Source organism: Streptomyces sp. NPDC052910 (assembly GCF_055585605.1).
Genome location: NZ_JBVJJR010000011.1, coordinates 215321 through 233487, shown reverse-complemented (window position 1 = coordinate 233487; position 18167 = coordinate 215321). Strand labels below are relative to the sequence as shown.

Below are 18167 nucleotides of genomic sequence, written 5' to 3'. Positions count from 1 at the left end.
GCGCCCCCCTGGCCGGGGTGGCCGGTTCGGTGGGGCTTGGTGGCGGGGGTGGCCGCCGGGGGGGGGGGCGCCCCGGGGGTGCCGCCGGCCCCCCCCCCGCCGGTGGTCACCGGGACGCCCCCCAGGGGACGGCGGGCAGGAACGCGGACGGCTCCGCCACCGGCAGGAACCGGAAATTGCGCTCCAGGTCCTCCTGGCGGTACCGCCGGCACCCCCGGTGCCAGTTGAGGATCCCCGCCAGCCAGTTCTCCAGCTCCTTCACATAGCCCTCCAGCGCCGCCCGCGCCTCCGCCCCCAGGCCGGCGTCCTCGTACAGCACCGGCAGCTCCTGCGTGGCCACGTGCCGGAACTGGCTCATCCGGCCGCGCATCAGATCGTCCACGATGCCGAGCGCCGCCCGGCGGTCGCAGCCGAAGAACGTCTGCACCACCAGGACGGCGTTGTGCACCTCGCCCTCGTACTCGATCTCCTTCTGGTACGAGAACACGTCGTTGAGCAGCGTCGCGTAGTCGATCGCCGCGTTCTCCAGCGAGCGGACCGTGCCGCTGCGGTACACCTCGTCCGGCACCGCGCGCCCGTGGCCGACGCGGCAGAGCGCGATGGTGAGGTCGGAGCCGAAGGTGGCGCGGCGCATCTCGATGTAGTCGACCGGCTCGGGGACGCGGTGCTCGGCCTGGTTCCGCAGCTCCCACAGCCAGCTCTCGCACATCACCTCGATGGCGTCCCGCAGTTGGGAGCGGCCCGCGGCGTCCATCGCCCCGGCGGTGGTCTCCCACAGGTCGGCGAGGCCGCGTTCCAGGGCGTTCAGCGGCGCGGTGACCGCCGTCAGGTCGAGCGGCATCAGGGCGAGCAGCCGCTCGTGGCAGAGCCTGGCGCCCACCAGGTCGCGGGGGCGGCCGAAGACCACGGGGTAGTAGTCGTCGCCGTACGTGCCCCAGGTCAGCCACCGGGAGGCCAGGTCCAGTTCCTCGGGCGTGGCGTCCGGGTGCAGGCCCGCCGCGCACAGCGGGAAGTCGTACCCGTACAGCTTGCGCTCGTCCCAGATGTGCGACGCCGGGACGCCCGGCTGCGGGGCGAGCATGCCCATGTCCCGGGCCCACTCGACGGTGCGGGGCCGGGCGCGGTCGAGATGCGGGCTCAGCCGCAGGGTGAACGGGACGTCGAAAGCGGGGAGTTCGGACGGGCCGACGTGCTGGTGGGGGACGTGGGTGTGGGCGCGGAGGCGCTGCGCGCCCGTCGCCGCGAACAGGTGCTTCAGGTCGAGGCCGGACGTGCCGGGCCCGGTGGGGCCGGGCAGCGGAGAAGGCGCGGCCTCCTTGTTCATGTAGCGGCTGGAGCGCATGTGCCACTCGTGGCCGCCGGACTGCCAGTCCTGGAGCCCCTTGGCGTAGGCGAGCACGGTCCGGCACTCGTCCGGGGACAGCCCGTACTCCACGAAGAGGGACGGGAGTTCGGTGACGACCGTGTGCTCGAACTGCTGCATCCGCGACGTCAGCAGGTCGTTGACGGACTCCGCGGCCTCCTGCGTCCCACAGCCCAGGAAGGTCTCCAGCACCAGGACCCCGTTGGAAAGCTCGCCCTCGTCCTCGACCTCGCGCTGGTACGAGAACAGGTCGTTGCGCAGGTGCACCGCGTCGGCGAAGGTGTCCGACAGCACCCGCAGCGGGCGCGAACCCGCCACGGACGGGGGCACCTCGGCGTCGGCCGCGTACTCCACCAGCCCCGCCGACCAGGGCGCGCCGCCCACCTTGCGGCGCATCTCGATGTACTCGACCGGGTTGGCGATCCGCCCCTCGTTGATGTTGGACAGCTCCCAGAGCGACTCGTTGAGCAGGTTGCGGGTGCTCTCCGCGAACCGGGCCCGCCAGCCGTCCGACATGTGGGGGACGGTCCGGGCCCAGAGGTCGGCCAGGCCCGCCTCCACCGGATGCGTCGGTTCCGGCACGGCGGCGCCGGGGTCCATGGGCATGAACGCCGGGAGCCGGTCCAGGTAGGCCCGGCCGCCCTCGCGGTCCTGCGTCCGCTTGAACAGCTCCAGGAAGTGGTCGTCGAAGAAGAACACCCACACGTACCAGTCGGTGACCAGCGACAGCGCCGGGCCGTCGCAGTCGGGATGGGTGTAGGCGCAGAGCAGCGCGTAGTCGTGCGCGTCGAGGTCCGCCTGGTCCCACACGCCCGACCCCTCCAGCATGCCCATTCCCCGGGCCCACTCCCGTGCGTGGGCGCGTGCCTCCTCCAGATGGGGATTGAGCCGGGCGGGGTGATTCATGTAGAAGGCGGGCAGGGTGAAGGGCTGGGTCACTGCGAGACTCCTCGTCCGGTCCGCGCCATGGCGGCGGCCGGCGCTTTCCTGATGCCGACGGGCCGGGCGGCCGACGGCGGTTCCTCGGCCGGGACGCGGGACGGACGGCACCCGGAACGGTCGCCGGCGGTCCGGCACGTCACCGGGCGGGGCCCGGGGACACGGGCCCCCGCGCCCCCGGGACGCCGGCGGTCAGCGCCACCGGCCGATCTCGACGTTCTCCAGCACCCCCAGCGCGTCCGGCACCAGCACGGCCGCCGAGTAGTACGCCGTCACCAGGTACGACATGACCGCCTGCTCGTTGATGCCCATGAACCGCACCGACAGGCTCGGCTCGATCTCGTCCGGGATGCCGGCCTGCCGCAGCCCGATGACGCCCTGCTCGGCCTCGCCGGTACGCATACAGATGATCGACGTCGTCCGCGCCTCGGTGACCGGAATCTTGTTGCACGGGAAGATGGGCACCCCGCGCCAGGTCGGGATGCGGTGGCCGCCCAGGTCGATCGTCTCGGGCACCAGCCCGCGCTTGTTGAACTCGCGCCCGATCGCCGCGATGGCCTTCGGGTGGGCCAGGAACAGCTTCGAGCCCCGGCGGCGGCTGAGCAGCTCGTCCAGGTCGTCGGGGCTGGGCACGCCGTCGTGCGGCTGGAGCCGCTGGTCGTACTCGCAGTTGTTGAGGAGCCCGAACTCCCGGTTGTTGATCAGCTCGTGCTCCTGGCGCTCCTTCAGCGCCTCGACCGTGAGCCGGAGCTGCTGCTCCATCTGGTTCATCGGCTGGTTGTACAGGTCGGCGACGCGCGTGTGGATGCGCAGCACGGTCTGTGCCACGCTCAGTTCGTACTCGCGCGGGTGCGCCTCGTAGTCGACGAACGTCGCCGGGATGTCGGCCTCGCCGCGGTGGCCGGCCCGGAGTTCGATCTCCTTCTCGCCGTACTTGTTGGTCCGCTGGGCCGGCAGCGACCGCATGCGCTCGACGTGGTTCCGGAGCGACTCCGAGCGCTCCACCGCCTGGTCGAAGGCGAGCTTCGGCAGCACCAGGACCGTACAGGCCGTCGCGGCGCGGGCCGTGTACTCCCAGGTGCCGTCCGAGGCGAGCAGGCAGTCCGCGCCGAAGTGGTCCCCGTCGGCGAGCACGCCGAGCACCGCGTCGTCGCCGTACGGGCCCGGGCCGATCTTCTCCACCCGGCCGTGCGCGAGCAGCACCACCCCGTCGACGGGCTGCCCCTTCGTGGCCAGGAGGTCGCCCGGCCCGTACTCACGCTGCTCGCAGCGGCGGGCGAGCTCGGTGAGCACCTCCGTGTCCTCGTAGCCGTGCAGCACCGCCAGTTCGCCGAGCTCGGCCGGGATGACCTCGACGCGGTCTCCCGTCTTGACGAACGTGACCCGGCCGTCGCCGACCGTGAAGGTGAGCCGCCGGTTCACCCGGTAGGTACCACCCTGCACCTGGGTCCACGGCAGCATCTTGAGGAGCCAGCGGGAGGTGATCTCCTGCATCTGCGGCTCGGACTTGGTGGTCGTGGCCAGATTCCGCGCCGCGGCCGTTCCGAGGCTCTGCTGCGGACGGCCTTCTTCGGTGCGGATCTCTTCGCCTACGGACATGTGCGTGCCTTCCCGGTTTGCATGGCGGTGGTGCGCCGATGTCGGCATGAGTGTGCCTGGAGGAAGGCTTCCAACGCGGAGAGTGGTCTTATCCTCACACAAGGGAGTGAGATTACGGTGGCAGTTTCGAGAGGGGTGTTCGAGGTTACGGTGCGTGGTTTGCCGGGGGGTGTCCCCGGACGGGCTTGATGGCGCGCCCGGGCGCGCCATCAAGCCCGTCCGGCATTCGAGGACAACCGCGCGGAGCGCGGGTTCAGGGGTCTGGGGGCGGAGCCCCGGGAAACGGCGAAGGGGTGGGAGCGGGGCACCCCCCGGCGTCAGCCCCGCAGCATCGCGCCGAGCACCTCCCGCCACCCCTCCCCGCGCCGCTCGACGAGGAGTTCGGCCAGCGCCTCCGCCCGGTACCGGTGCCGGTGGCGCAGCCCGGGCGCCGAAGCGTCCGGGGTGACGACGGGGGCCTCCGTGCCCAGGAGCCGGACGAGCTCCTCCGCGAACTCGGCCCACGCCACATGGCCGCCGATCGCGTTCACCACCCCGTCGACGGGCCGTTCCGCGCAGTGCGCCAACGCCCGGGCCAGCGAGGCCGCGTGGACCCACGGCGCGCCCGCCCAGTCGTCACCCGAGGCGGGCACGGCCCCGGCGGCCGGCAGGACGACCGGGCCGCCCGCCAGCGCCGCCTGGTAGAGCTCACCGGTCGCGCCCCAGCGCAACTGGTCGCGCAGCCGCGGGTGATCGCCCCAGACGATGGGCGCCCGGACGACGCTCGCCCCGCCCCGGGGGCCGGCGGCCTCAAGCAACAGTCGCTCGCAGTCGAGCTTGCCGCGCCCGTAGGCGCTCAGCGGCTCCGCCGAGGGCGCGCCCTCGGCGACGTCGGCCACGGAGGGGGAGCCGTAGGCGTCGACGCTGCTGACGAAGACGAACGGTCCGGGGCGCCGCTCCGCCAGGAGCGCCCGCATCGCCGCCACGTCCACGTCGGGGGAGGTGAAGGTGCAGGCGGAGTGGATGACGGCGTCCACGCCGCGCACGGCGGCCCGCAGGCTGTCGGTGTCGGTGAGGTCGCCCTCGGCGATCTCGACGTCCGGTCCCTCCGGCACGAGGTGCGCCGACTCCGGTCGGACGAGCGCCCGCACCGGTCGGCCCCGGGCGGCGAGTTCGCGCAGGACGAACGCGCCCACGCCGCCGGTGCCGCCGGTGACCAGGACGGTGCCCGTCCGGGTGGCCGTCCGCCGCCCGGCGGCCGGTCGGGCCGCCGCGCGCAGGGCCGTCCGTTCCTCCAGCAGCGCGGCCAGCGCCCGGGGTGTGCGGTGCTCCAGCACGTCGAGGCCGGTGAGCGGGGCGCGGAAGCGCTCGCGCAGCCGTTCCGCGACCCGGACGGCGAGCAGCGAGTGGCCGCCGAGGAGGAAGAAGTCCCCGTCGGGGCCGGGGCGTTCGCCGAGCAGCTCCGTGAACACCGCCTCCACCTCGGGCGTCGGCCCGGGAACGGGAGCGGACTCCGGTGACCCGGCCGGCGCGCCCCCGGGGGCCTCCGCCGGCGGGACCGGCAGGACCGCCTCGCGGCGCAGCGCGGCGTTCCCGGACGCGGCCACGCGGGTGAGCAACCCCGTGAAGCCGTCGAGGAGCCGGCGCGCGGCCCCGCCGTCCAGCCGCCCGGTGTCGTACTGCACCACACACCGGGCGGGCCGCTCGTCCGTGGCCTCCTCCAGATAGAAGCCGAGGCCGAACTTGGCCGTTCCCAGCGGGACGTCGACCGGGGTGCAGTCGGCCCCGGGCAGCCGCAGGCCCAGGGGGCCGGACACGACGTCCGCCGTGACGCCGACCAGGGCGCCGCCGTCCGCGTCCCGGGCGGACGGGTCGAGCCGCCGCACGATCGTGTCGAACGGCACGTGGCGGTGGCGCTGGGCCCGCAGCAGCTCGTCCCGTACCCGGTCCAGCAGCCCGGCGAAGTCCGTCGCGCCGGAGAGGCCGGGCCGGACGGGGAGGGTGTTGACGCACAGGCCGACCAGGTTCCGGTCGGCGGCCCGGTCGCGGTGGCCGCTGGCGCAGCCGACGACCAGGTCGTCCTGTCCGGTCGCCTCCAGCAGGGAACCGAAGGCGGCGGCGAGCACGACCGTGAACAGGGTGGCCCGGTGCGCGCGGCCGGTCTCCCGCAACCCCTCGACGGTGCCCGTCGGCAGCAGGGTGGTGAGGAGGCGTCCCTCGCCCCGGGCGCCGGGGGTGCCGCCGGCGGGCCCGGGCAGCGCGGGCGGCCGGGCCCCCGCGAGCCGCCGGGTCCAGTACGCGGTCCCCTCCTCGTCCGGCGGCGTGGACCGCTCGCGCCGGGCGAAGTCGGTGTAGCGCGGCGCCGCGTCCACCGGGGCGTCCGGGCGGCCCTCCACGACCGCCCGGTACCGGTCGCCGAGTTCGCGCGCGATGATCTCCAACGCGCCTCCGTCGACCGCGATGTGATGCATCGTGAGCAGAATCGTGTGGTCCTCCGGCGCGTGCCGGAGCAGCAGCGCGCGCAGGACCGGGCCCTCGGCGAGGTCGAAGGGGCGCTCCGCCTCCTCGCGCAGCAGCGGACCGGCCGCGCCCGCGGCGGCCTCCACCACCGGCACGGGCACCGGCGCGGGCGGCAGCACCTCCTGGTACGGCTCGCCGTCGGTCCGCCGGTAGCAAGTGCGCAGCACCTCGTGCCGGTCCACCAGCCAGGCGAGTGCCCGGGTGAACGCCTCACGGTCGAAGGGGCCCCGCACGCGGGTGGCGAACGGCACGTTGTACAGCGCGCCCGTGTGCCCCAGCCGTTCCATCAGCCACATGCGGTGCTGAGCGTGCGAGAGGGGAGCCGGGCCGGTGTCCGCCGGCGCGGGGCCGGGGGACGGGCGGGCACCGGCGGCGCGGCGGCGGGCCCTGCGCAGGAGCTCCTCCTGGCGGGCGATGGCCTGGGCGGCGTTTCGGGCGGCGGTCACCGGCCGGTCTCCGTCTCGTCCGGGCCGAAGGCGGCGGCCAGTTCCCGTTCCACCAGCTCGGCCTGGCCCGCCACCGTGGGGGCGGCGAAGAACGCGGCGAGCGACAGCTCCACCCCCAGGTCCTCGCGGAGGTCGTCCACGACGCCCAGCGCGAGCAGCGAGTGGCCGCCCAGCGCGAGGAAGTCGGCGTCCGGGTCGGTGACCTCGTGGTCCAGGGCACGGCTCCAGGCCGCCGCCACCGCCTCCTGAAGAGGCGTCAGCGCGCGGGCCGGCCGGTCCGCCGTCGCGGCGGGTCCGGCCAGGGGCAGTCCGGCGAGCGCGGCCCGGTCGACCTTCCCGTTGGCCGTCACCGGCAGCCGGTCCACCAGCGACCAGGCCGAGGGCACCATGTGGGCGGGCAGCAGCCCGGCCAGGTGCTCGCGGAGCGCCGCGGGCGACGGCCGGCCGCCGTCGGCGGGGACGACGAAGGCGGCGAGCCGCGCGTCCACCGAGGGGGAGCTGCCGGACGCGTCCGGCCGCAGGACCGTCACCGCCGCGTCCGCGACCCCGGCGTGCGAGCGCAGCGCGTGCTCGATCTCGCCCGGCTCGATCCGGTAGCCGCGCACCTTCACCTGGTCGTCCAGCCGGCCGTGGAACTCCAGCGTCCCGTCGGGGCGGGCCGACACCAGGTCACCGGTCCGGTAGAGCCGGCCGTGCGCGGGATCGTCGACGAACACCTCGGCGGTGCGCTCCGGCTGCCCCAGGTAGCCCAGGGCCAGCCGGGAACCGCCGAGCCACAGCTCGCCCCGGACGCCGGCGGGCACCGGCGCGCCGTGCTCGTCCCGGACGTGCGCCGTCGCCCCGGCGACCGGCCGGCCGATGGGCGGTGGCTCCTCGCCGTCCGCCGGGAGCACCCGGTGGGCGGTCGCGAAGCTGGTGGCCTCGGTGGGCCCGTAGCCGTTGACCAGCTCCAGCCACGGGTGGCGGCGCAGCACGGCCTGGGCGAGCCGGCCGGACAGCGCCTCGCCACCGACGATCACGCTCCGGAGCACGCCGAAGACCGAGGAGCCGCGCGCCGCGAGGTGGTGGAAGAGGGCCGTGGTGAACAGGGCCACCGTGGCGCCGAGCCGCTCCACGTCCCGGGCCAGGTTCTCCAGCGACTCGCGGTCCGCGGTGGACACCACGGCGGCGGCGCCGTTGGCCAGCGCCGTCCACAGCTCGAACGGCGAGGCGTCGAAGGCGAGCGGGGAGTGGAAAAGGACCCGGTCGCGCGGGGTGACCGTGAGGAACTCCGGCCCGGTCACCAGTTCCGCCACGGCCCGGTGCGGGATCGCCACGGCCTTGGGCCGACCGGTCGAGCCGGAGGTGAACATGGTGTACGCGACGGCGTCCGCCTCGTACCCGGCGGGCTCCGGCAGCTCCCGCCCCGCGCCCGGCGCGGCCTCGTCCGCGGCTCCGCCCGCCGAGACGGCCAGCGCCCGGCCGGCCGGCACCCCGGCCGCCTCCAGGAGGTCCTTGCGGCCCACCGTGAGGACCACCCCGGCGTCCGCCAGCATGGCCGCGACCCGGGCACGCGGGTACGCCGCGTCCAGCGGCACGTAGTGGCCGCCGGCCCACCAGACGGCGAGCTGGGCCACCGCGACGCCGGTCGAGTGCGGCAGCAGGACGCCGACCGCGTCGCCCCGGCCGACGCCCCGGGCGCGCAGCACCCCGGCCAGCCGCCGGGCGGCGTCGGTCAGTTCGGCGTAGGTGAGGGTGTCGTCACCGTCCCGCACGGCGAGAGCGGACGGCGTGCCGCCGGCGTGCGCCAGGACGCGGCCGAGGACGCCGCCGGGGCGGGACACGGCCTCCGCCGGACGGTTCGCCGCCTCGGCCGTGCCCTCGGCCGCCGCTGCTCCCGCCGCCGACGCCGTCCCCCGCCGCGCGTCCAGCAGTGCCGCCAGTGCCCGCAGGTCCGGTTGGCGCAGGACCTCCGGTGCTCGGAGGCGGATGCCGCAGTGTTCTTCCAGGGTGGTCAGCAGGCGTGCGGCGGTCAGTGAATCGCCGCCCGAGGCGAGGAAGTTGGCGTCCGGTGTGAGGTCGGGGCGGCCCAGCAGCTCGCGGCAGAGGCCGACGACCAGGTCCTCGGTCGTGCGGTCCGTCGCCTCACCCGGGTGCTCTCCCGCCGGTTCCGCGGCCGGTGCCGCCGACGGCGCGGGCGGCGTGCCCCGCCGCGCGTCCAGCAGCGCCGCCAATGCCCGCAGGTCCGGTTGGCGCAGGACCTCCGGTGCTCGGAGGCGGATGCCGCAGCGTTCTTCCAGGGTGGTCAGCAGGCGTGCGGCGGTCAGCGAATCGCCGCCCGAGGCGAGGAAGTTGGCGTCCGGTGTGAGGTCGGGGCGGCCCAGCAACTCGCGGCACAGGCCGACGACCAGGTCCTCGGTGGAGGACGGCACGGCGGGCGCCGGCGCCTCCGGCTCGCCGTCACGCCGCCCGGCCGCCAGCGCCTCGCGGTCCACCTTGCCGTTCGCGTCCACCGGGAAGGCGTCCACGAACCGGACCGCCGACGGCACCGCCTGCTCCGGCAGCCAGCCGCGCACCGCGGCCAGCAGCTCGTCCGCCGCGGGAGCGGCCGTTCCGGGCGCCGGCCGGACGAAGGCGACGAGCCTGACGCCGCCCCCGGCGGAGGTGTCCGCCGCGACGACCGTGCGCAGCACGCGCGCGTCCCGTTCGAACGCCGCCTCCACCTCGGCCGGTTCGACGCGCACTCCGCGCACCTTGAGCTGGGCGTCCAGCCGGCCCAGGAACTCCAGCACCCCGTCCGGCCGCATCCGCACCCGGTCCCCGGTGCGGTACACCCGGTCGGTGCCCGTCACCCCGGCCGGCGGCGGTACGAAGCGCCGCGCGGTCAGCTCCGGGTCCAGGTAGCCGATCGCCAGCCCGTCGCCCCCGACCCGCAGCTCGCCCGGTTCGCCGTGCGGCACCACCTGCCCGTCGGCGTCGGTCACACACGCGACGACGCCCGGCAGCGGCGTGCCGATGGGCGGCGGGGCGGACGCGTCGGCGCCGTTCAGGGCGTGGGCCGTCACCAGGACGGTCGCCTCGGCCGGGCCGTAGTTGTTGTCCACGCGCGCGGTGACGTCCGGGCCGGGGACGCGGCGCAGCCGGTCGCCGCCGGTGCTCAGGTGCCGCAGCGGCAGGTCGCGCGGCCAGGGGCGCTCCAGGACGAGCTCCGCCAGCGGGGTGGGCAGGATCGTCACCGTCACCCCGGCCCGGCGCCACCAGTCGGTGAGCGCCTGCGGGTCCCAGCGCACGTCGTCCGGCGCGACGCTCAGCGTGGCCCCGGACGTCAGGCCCGCCCACAGGTCCATCAGGTGCGGGTCGAAGGCCACGCCGATCAGCAGGCTGTGCCGGTCGCCCGGCCCGCAGCCGGTGCGCCCGGTGTACCAGTCCAGCCGCGCGGCCAGCGCCGCGGAGCTCACCGCCACGGCCTTCGGCACGCCGGTGGTGCCCGAGGTGAGGACCGCGTACAGGGTGCCCTCGGGTGCGCCGCGCCGGGTTCCGGCGGGGGAGGCGGGGAACGCCGCTACGGGCTCCCCGGAGACGTTGGCGCCGCCGGCGGGGAGCGGCAGCGGGAGCGTGCCGGCCGCGCGGGCGGCCTCCGGCAGCGCGTCGGCGGTGCCGACCAGGCAGGTCACCCGGAGCACGTCCCAGACGGCCGCCAGCCGCCGCTCGCCGGGGCGCGGCCCCAGCGGCAGGTAGACGGCGCCCAGCCTGGCCAGCGCGACGGCCGTCGCGACCAGAGCGGCGGAGCGGTCCAGGCAGACGCCGACCAGGTCCCCCGGCCGCACCCGGTCGCGCAGCGCGTCGGCGGTCCGGTCGGCCAGGGCGTCCAGTTCGGCGTAGGTCCAGGTCAGGTCGCCGTCCTCGACGGCGGGGGCGGACGGGTCGCGCAGGACCCGGTCCGCGAAGCGGGCCAGGACGTCGTCCGGCCCGCGCTCGGCGCGCTCGGCGCCGTACGCGACAGATGCAGTGGTCATGATGTCCTCGGTTGGCACGAAGAGTTCGGCACGAAGTGTTCGATGGGGAGGCCGGACCGCAGGGTCAGCCCAGCCCCATGGCCCGGGCGACGATCACCTTCTGGATCTCCGAGGTGCCCTCGATGATCGTCATCATCCGGACGTACCGGTACAGGAACTCCAGCGGATGCCCGCGCACCCAGCCCGTGGCGCCGTGCACGCGCAGCGCGCGGTCCACCACGCGGACGGCCGTCTCGGAGGCGGTGAGTTTCGCCAGCGCGGCGTTCTCCGGCGCCTCCACGCCGTCGTCCACCAGCCGGGCGCAGGCCAGCGTCAGCAGCTTGGCCGCCTCGACCTCGGCACGGCTGGTCACCAGGTGCTCCTGGACGTGCTGGTAGGCGCCGATGCGCTCGCCGAACGCCCGCCGCTCGCGGGCGTACTCGACGCCGAGCCGCAGCGCGTACTCGGCGATGCCGTTGCACATCGCGGCCACCACCAGCCGGCCCCGGGACAGGCTGTCGATGCCGTGGCCCAGCGCCGCGCCGATCCCCGGCTCGCCGCCGACGACCGCGTCGGCCGGCAACTCCGCGTCGTCGAGAATCAGTTCGTACAGTTCCTCGCCCGACATGCCGGCGTAGCGCTGGCCGATCCGGAGCCGCGGGTGGTCCATCGGGACGATGAACGCCGTCGGCCCGGCCTCGGCCTGGGCCACCACGATCGCGAAGTCCGCGTGCCCGGCGTTGCTGACGAACGTCTTGCGGCCGGACAGCGCCCAGCCGCCGTCGTCCCGCCGGGTGGCCGTGCTCGTCAGCCGGAAGGCGTCGGACCCGGCGTTGGGCTCGGTCAGCGCCAGGCAGCGCGTCGCCTCCCCGCGCACCAGCGGCTTCAGATACCGCTCGATCTGCTCGGGCGTGCCCTGCCGCAGCAGCGGACTGGGCCCGTCGGAGCCGGCCAGCGCGTACGGCGCCAGCGGGCAGCCGCTGCTCCCCGCCGCGTGGTGCAACTGCACCACGGCGGTGAACGGCATGTCGGCACCGCCCAGTTCCTCCGGGTGGTCGGCGGCGTAGAAGCCCAGCTTCGCCGACCGCCGCCGGACGTACGCCCGCATCTCGGCCGGGGGCAGGTCACCGCTCTCCGGCAGCTCGGCCGCCAGCGGCACCAGTTCCCGGCGGACGAACGAGGCGAACGAATCGACGATCTCGCGGTGGCCGGCCTCCAGGACCGACGACGGGGAGGTGCTCATCGGACGGCCTCCGTCACCGCGTGCGCCTGCTCGGACAGGACCGGGTTCTGGAACAGGACCCGCAGCGGCGGACGGCCGCCCAGCCGGGGCTCCAGCCACGCCGCGAGCTGTGCCGCGAGCAGGGAATGGCCGCCGACCTGGAAGAAGTGGGACGACGGGGTGAACCGGTCGTGCCCCAGCACCTCCCGCCAGCCCTCGGCCAGCAGCGCGACGGCCGGGTCGGCCGGGCTCTCCGGCTCCTCCGGGGCGGTCTCCTCGGCGGTCTCGGCGAGCCGGGCCAGTGCCGCCCGGTCCGGCTTGCCCCCGGACAGCAGCGGCATCGACTCCAGTCGGATCCAGCGGGACGGGACCAGCGCGGCCGGCAGCCGCCCGGACAGCGCCCGGTGCAGTGCCACCTGGTCCGGCTCCGCGCCGCCGTCGAGGAACCCGACCAGGCAGGGACCGGCCGCCGAGCGGCCCAGCACCACCGCGCAGGACCGGCCGCCGAGCTCGGCCGACGCGGCGGCCTCGATCTCCTCCAGCTCGATGCGGTAGCCGCGCAGCTTGATCTGGTTGTCGTGCCGGCCGAGGAACCGCACCAGCCCGTCCCGGCCGGTGAAGCCCAGGTCGCCGGTGAGGTAGACGCGCTCGCCGCCGAGCGCGGGCACGTGGACGAACCGGGCCTCGGTCGCCTCCTTGTTCCCCAGGTAGCCCTCGGCCAGCGCCGCCCCGGACACCGCCAGTTGGCCGACCGCCCCGGCGGGCAGCGGGCGCAGGCCCGCGCCCAGCACGTGCACGCCGACGCCCGGCAGGGCGGTGCCCAGCGGCACCTCCACGGTCTCCGCCAGGCCGTCGCGGGACACCTCGTGCACGGTGGACGTGATCGTCGCCTCGGTCACCCCGTACGCGTTGAGCAGCGGCGCGTCCGTCGCGGCCAGCAGCTCGCTCAGCGCCGCGGCGGGCAGCCGCTCGCCGCCCGCCACCAGCAGCCGCGGCTCCCACATGCCGTCCCGCAGCGCCTCCGTCAACTCGGCGCGGGTGGCCAGGAGATAGCTCGTCGGCAGGTTCGCCACCGTCACCCGCCGCGAGGCGAGGACGGCGACCAGCTCCGCCGCCGTCGGCACCTCGCGCTGCGGCAGCACCAGGCAGCAGCCGGCCAGCAGCGACGGCAGCACCTCCTCCAGCGCCACGTCGAACGACGGCTGGGCGAAGACCAGCACCCGGTCCTCCGGCGACAAGGCGTACCGCTCCGCCGTCACCCGCGCGTGGTGGGCCAGCGCGGCCCGGCCGACCACCACGGCCTTCGGCAGGCCCGTGGAGCCCGAGGTGTGGATGACGTACGCCGCGTCCGCCAGCGGCTCGGCGGGCTCGGCCGCCGGGAAGTCCGGGCCGTCCAGCAGGGCCAGCGGCAGCCCCTCGGCGGGGAGCGACAGGGCGCTCTCCCGGTCGGTCAGCACGAGTGCCGGACGCAGCCGGCGCAGCAGCGTCTCCAGCCGGTCCGCCGGGTCGTTGGGGGAGAGCGGGCAGTACACCGCGCCCGTCCGGAGGCAGGCCAGCAGCGTCACCACGCTGTGCACGCCGCGCGGCAGGACCGCCGCCACCGGCTGCCCGCGGCGCACCCCGGCGGCCGTCAGCCGCCCCGCCAACTCGTCGGTCATGCTGTGCAGTTCACCGTAGGTGAGCTTGCGGGCGCCGCTGAGCAGGGCGACGCGGCCGGCGCCGTGCCGGGCGAGCGGGTCCAGCACGTCCCCGGCGTCGCCCGCCGGGACGGCCGCGGTCCCGGGCGCCGGCTCCGGGTCGAGCGCGGCGGCCGGTGCCGTCGGCGCGTCCAGGTAGGCGCGGACCAGGCTCAGGAAGCGGTCGGCGAGGAGCCGGGCGGTCTCCTCGTCGAACAGGTCCCGGTCGTAGTCCCACACCAGCGTCATCCCGCCGGCCCCCGACTGCGGGCCGACCACGCGCCGGTCGTCCGGGATCAGCACCAGGTCCAGGTCGAAGCGGGTCGTCCCGGTGTTGAAGCCCTCGAACAGCGACACGTCCAGACCCGGTACCTCGGTCTCCGGCAGCACCGCGTCGTGCGCGCTGAACATCACGTCGAACAGCGGGTTGTCCGCGCCCGACGTGTGCAGCCCCAGCTCGCGCGTCAGCACCTGCACCGGCATGTCCTGGTGCGGCAGCGCCCGGATCAGCCCGTCGGTGACCTCGTCCACCAGCTCGCCGGCGCTCGCTTCCGGGTCCAGTCGGAGGCGCAGCGGGATGGTGTTCACGAACATGCCGACGGTCTGCTCGAAGCCCGCCGGACGGTTGCCGACCGCCGTGCCGACCACCAGGTCCGTCCGCCCGCTGTACCGCCGCAGCAGCTCCGCGAAGAGGCCCAGCAGCGTCGAGAACGGGGTGTGGCCCTGGGCCCGGCTGTGCTGCCGCAGCCGCTCGGCCAGCTCCGGCTCGACCGTCTGCCGCAACTGCGCCCCCGCGTGCCGGCGCCGGACGCCCGGCCGGGCGAGACCGGGCAGCGGCAGGTCGAAGGTGGCGCCGTCCAGCTCCCGCCGCCAGTGCGCCAGCCCGGCCGCCCGCCGCTCGTCGCGGCCCGGCCCGGTGGTCGCCGCCACGTGCTCGGCGTACGACGGGGCCTCGGGCAGGACGACGGGCTCACCGAGCACCCGCGCCCGGTAGACGGTGAACAGGTCGCGCAGCAGGATCGCGAACGAGTGCCCGTCGTGCACGAGATGGTGCTCGACGTGGACGAGCCGGTGGCGGCCGTCGCCGAGCCGGGCCAGGGTCCAGCGCAGCAGCGGCGCCTCGTGCACGTCCAGCGGCGTCTCCGCCTCGGTGCGCAGCAGCCGGGCGAACGCGGCCTCGGGATCCTCCTCGCCGCTCAGATCGACGGTCCGCAGGCGTGGCGGACAACTCTCCCTGATCCGCTGCCCGGGCAGGCCCGCGGACGTCTCCACGAGTTCCAGGCGCAGCCCCGGGTGCCGGTCCAGGACGGCGGCGAGGCCGGCCCGCAGGGCGTCTTCGTCGAGGTCGCCGCGGAGGTCGAGGGAGGCGGTGAAGTTGTAGGCGCGGCTGCCGGGGAGCATCTGCTCGTGCAGCCACACGATCTCCTGCGAGGTGGAGAGCGGGAACACGGTCTGCCTTTCCGTAGGGGTGGGGGATGAGGCGGGACGGGAAGGGTGTCGGCGCGGTCCGTCGGGTGGGACGGGGAAGCGCCGGGGCGGCGGCCGGCCGGTGGGCCGGGGCGCGCGCCGGTGGGGGAAGCGGGGGTGAGGTCAGGCGGTGGCGAGGGCGGAGACGAGCGCCGCGAAGGCGTCCTCCGCCCGGTCGTCCGGGAGGTCCGAACGCCGCCACGCCATGCGGACGAGCAGGTCGTCGCCGTAGGAGACGGACACCGCGAACGGTGCCTGGAGCGGCCGGTCGTCGAGGTGCGTCTCGCGGCCGGTCGCGCCGCCGAGCCGCAGCGGGGGCCGGCGGCCGAGGTCCTCGAAGGTCAGCAGCCCGTCGAACCGCCCGGACCAGGGGACGCCGGCGCCCCGCGCCGCGTGCACCACCTCGTCGAAGGGCGCGTCGGCGTGGTCCAGGTCGTCCCACCAGGCGGCGGTGCGCGCCTCCGGGTCCTCGGCGCCGGCCGGGTGGGCGACGGTGTTGAGGAAGCAGCCCAGCACCGGCTCGGCGGCGGCGGGCCTGCCGCCCCACGGGTAGCCGAGGGCCGGGACGTGCTCCGGGCCGTACAGCACGTGGGCGGCGCGGGCGCAGGCGTCGAGCGCGGCGGGGAAGGCCGCCGCCCGCCCGTCGCCGGCCGGCAGCGGCAGACGCAGTCGGGCGCTCCCGGTGCCGGCCGCTTCCGGGCGGTCCGGGAGCGGGGGCGGCGGGCGCAGGCCGGCCAGCCGGCGGGCCCAGTAGGCGCGGGCGGCGGGCGCGGACGCCCGTTCCTCCGCGGCGAGTTGGAGCTCCACGGCCTCCCGGTAGGCGGCCGCCGCCTCCGTCATCCGGTCCGCCGGGACGTCGTCGGGGCCGAGCCCCTCGGCGTAGGCGCGGGTGAGGCCGTCGGTGATGCCGCCCAGCGACTGTTCGTCGCAGACGGCGTGGTCGAGGACGAGGGCCAGGACGTCCTCGGCGTTTTCCGCGGACCCGGCGCCCCTGGTGAGGAAGAACCGCAGCGGCGGCCCGTCGGACGGCCAGTCGGCCAGGGCCCGCGGCAGCACCTCCGCCGCCGTCGCCCCGGACGGGACCGGGACCTCCCGGGCCCACCCCTCGGGCTCGCCGACCCGCTGGACGGGCACACCCCGGCGGACCTCCGGGCGTACCCGCAGCGCCGGGTGCAGCGCGGCCAGGTGGCCGGCGGCGGCCCGCAGCCGTGCGAGGTCGACCGCCCCGGAGGGGAAGGCGAAGAACAGGGGGACGAGCGCGGGCCGCCCGGCCGGGTCCAGCCGGCGGGCGAGGAGGAACCTCCGCTGGGCCCCGGTGACGGGCAGCGCGGCGCCGGCGCCCTCGGAGCCGGTGAGCCGGCGGTAGCGGTCCAGATAGGCGGACGTGATGCTGGGGGACTGCACGGTGACCTCCCGCGCGCCCGGATCGGCGCGGCGGCTTCGAAGGACCAGAAGGAGGAGCGGGGGACCGGAGAGAAGGACTCAGCCCGTGGCGGGGACGGCCGGCAGGTCGCGCAGCCGCCGCAGGGGCGAGAGCAGGAGGGGCAGCGGCACCAGCAGGAAGCCCGCAGCACACAGCCAGACGGCGGTACGGGCGCCGTACGCCCCGGCGACGGCTCCGCCGACGAGGGCGCCGAAGGGCATCGTGCCCCACACGACGAAGCGCAGGGTGGCGTTCATGCGGCCCAGGAGGGCGTCGGGGCACAGCAGTTGGCGGAAGCTGACCTGGGCGACGTTGTAGACGACCGCGCCGAAGAAGACCACGGCCTCGCCGACGGCGAACCAGGCCGCCGCCGCGCCGCGCCCGGCCAGCGGCCAGAGCAGGGCGAAGGGCCCGGTGACGAGCGGGGCGAGCCAGATGACGCGGGCTCTGCCGACGGCCCGCCCCAGGACGTCCGCGCTCAGCGCCCCGGCCAGCCCGCCGACGGCGGCCGCCGACAGCATCAGCCCGACGAGGCCCGGCGACAGGTCCAGCGTCCTGACCAGGAAGACCGTCTGCACGGCCGTGAGCATGGCGGCGAAGAAGTTCGCGACCGCCGTCGAGCAGGCGATCATGCGCAGGGCGGGATCGCGGAAGACGAAGGCGAGCCCTTCGAGGATCTGCGCCCGCAGGGGTTCGCCGCCGGCGGGGGCGGGCGGGGGCTCGGTGGCGCGGATGCCGCGCAGGAAGAGGGCGGAGAGGAGGTAGCCGACGGCGTCGGCCAGCAGGGTGAGGGGCGCGCCGACGGCCTGCACCAGCACGCCGCCCACCCCGGGCCCCGCCATCTGGGCGGAGGAACGGACCGTCTCCAGGGCGCCGTTGCCCGCGACCAGCTTCTCGCGGGGGAGGAGGGACGGCAGGTAGCTCTGGTGCGCGATGTCGAAGAAGACCGTGGCGACGCCGGTGATCAGGGCGACCACGTAGAGCTGGACCATCGTCAGGACGTCGAACCAGGCGGCGAGCGGCAGGGCCGCCATCGCCAGGGCGCGGACGACGTCGGCGCGGATCAGCACCGGGAGCCGGCGCATCCGGTCCACCCACGCTCCCGCCGGCAGTCCCACCAGCAGGAACGCGGCGGTCTCGGCGGCGGTGAGGATCCCCGTCTGCAGCGGCGAGGCGTCGAGTTCCACCACGGCGACCAGCGGCAGGGCGACCAGCGTCACCTGCGCGCCCAACTGGCCCGCCGTCGCGCCGGCCAGCAGCATCCGGAAGTCCCGGAAATCCCTGCCGCGTAAGAGGCCGTCACGGCTCTCGGACGTCATTGACAACATTTGACAGAGATTTGGCTACGTCGACTGCTTCAGTCAAAAACTGCGACTATTTCCGGTCAGTTGTGTTCGGATTGCGGACAGTGATGAGGGCCTGTTCGGTGAAGGACTCCGGTCCGTCAGGTGAACGACACGTGACGTGACGGCCGGTGCGCTGCGTGACGGAGGGGGTGCGCGGCCCAAAAGGGGACGGGTCGTACGGATGGCCGGATTTCAGTGTTCGGGGGTGACGGA

General features: G+C 75.6%; 8 protein-coding genes. All 8 read right to left on the bottom strand.

Annotated features, from left to right (window positions below):
- Positions 1-106: 106 nt before the first annotated feature.
- The 8 genes from ACZ6X9_RS30240 to ACZ6X9_RS30205 all read right to left on the bottom strand — a co-directional run bounded on the left by ACZ6X9_RS30240 (position 107) and on the right by ACZ6X9_RS30205 (position 17927).
- Positions 107-2302, bottom strand: a complete 2196-nt coding sequence (locus ACZ6X9_RS30240; RefSeq protein WP_469781203.1) for a terpene synthase family protein — start codon at positions 2300-2302, stop codon at positions 107-109.
- A gap of 192 nt (positions 2303-2494) precedes the next feature.
- Entirely contained in the window at positions 2495-3901 is a 1407-nt protein-coding gene (locus ACZ6X9_RS30235; protein WP_469781202.1) for a family 2B encapsulin nanocompartment shell protein, read from the bottom strand.
- A 317-nt stretch (positions 3902-4218) separates the two neighbouring features.
- Positions 4219-6846 (bottom strand): condensation domain-containing protein, encoded by a 2628-nt coding sequence (locus tag ACZ6X9_RS30230; RefSeq protein ID WP_469781201.1) that lies wholly within the window; start codon positions 6844-6846, stop codon positions 4219-4221.
- Entirely contained in the window at positions 6843-10841 is a 3999-nt protein-coding gene (locus ACZ6X9_RS30225; protein ID WP_469781200.1) for an amino acid adenylation domain-containing protein, read from the bottom strand. Before ACZ6X9_RS30225 ends, ACZ6X9_RS30230 begins: the two co-directional genes overlap by 4 nt.
- 64 nt (positions 10842-10905) lie before the next feature.
- Positions 10906-12063: an acyl-CoA dehydrogenase family protein gene (locus ACZ6X9_RS30220; protein ID WP_469781199.1), complete on the bottom strand. Its 1158-nt coding sequence runs from the start codon at positions 12061-12063 to the stop codon at positions 10906-10908.
- Entirely contained in the window at positions 12060-15167 is a 3108-nt protein-coding gene (locus ACZ6X9_RS30215) for a non-ribosomal peptide synthetase (RefSeq protein ID WP_469781198.1), read from the bottom strand. Before ACZ6X9_RS30215 ends, ACZ6X9_RS30220 begins: the two co-directional genes overlap by 4 nt.
- 141 nt (positions 15168-15308) lie before the next feature.
- On the bottom strand, positions 15309-16589 hold the full coding sequence (locus ACZ6X9_RS30210) for a condensation domain-containing protein (protein ID WP_469781197.1): 1281 nt from the start codon (positions 16587-16589) through the stop codon (positions 15309-15311).
- Between the two features lie 78 nt (positions 16590-16667).
- Positions 16668-17927: an MFS transporter gene (locus ACZ6X9_RS30205; RefSeq protein WP_469781196.1), complete on the bottom strand. Its 1260-nt coding sequence runs from the start codon at positions 17925-17927 to the stop codon at positions 16668-16670.
- Positions 17928-18167 lie beyond the last annotated feature (240 nt).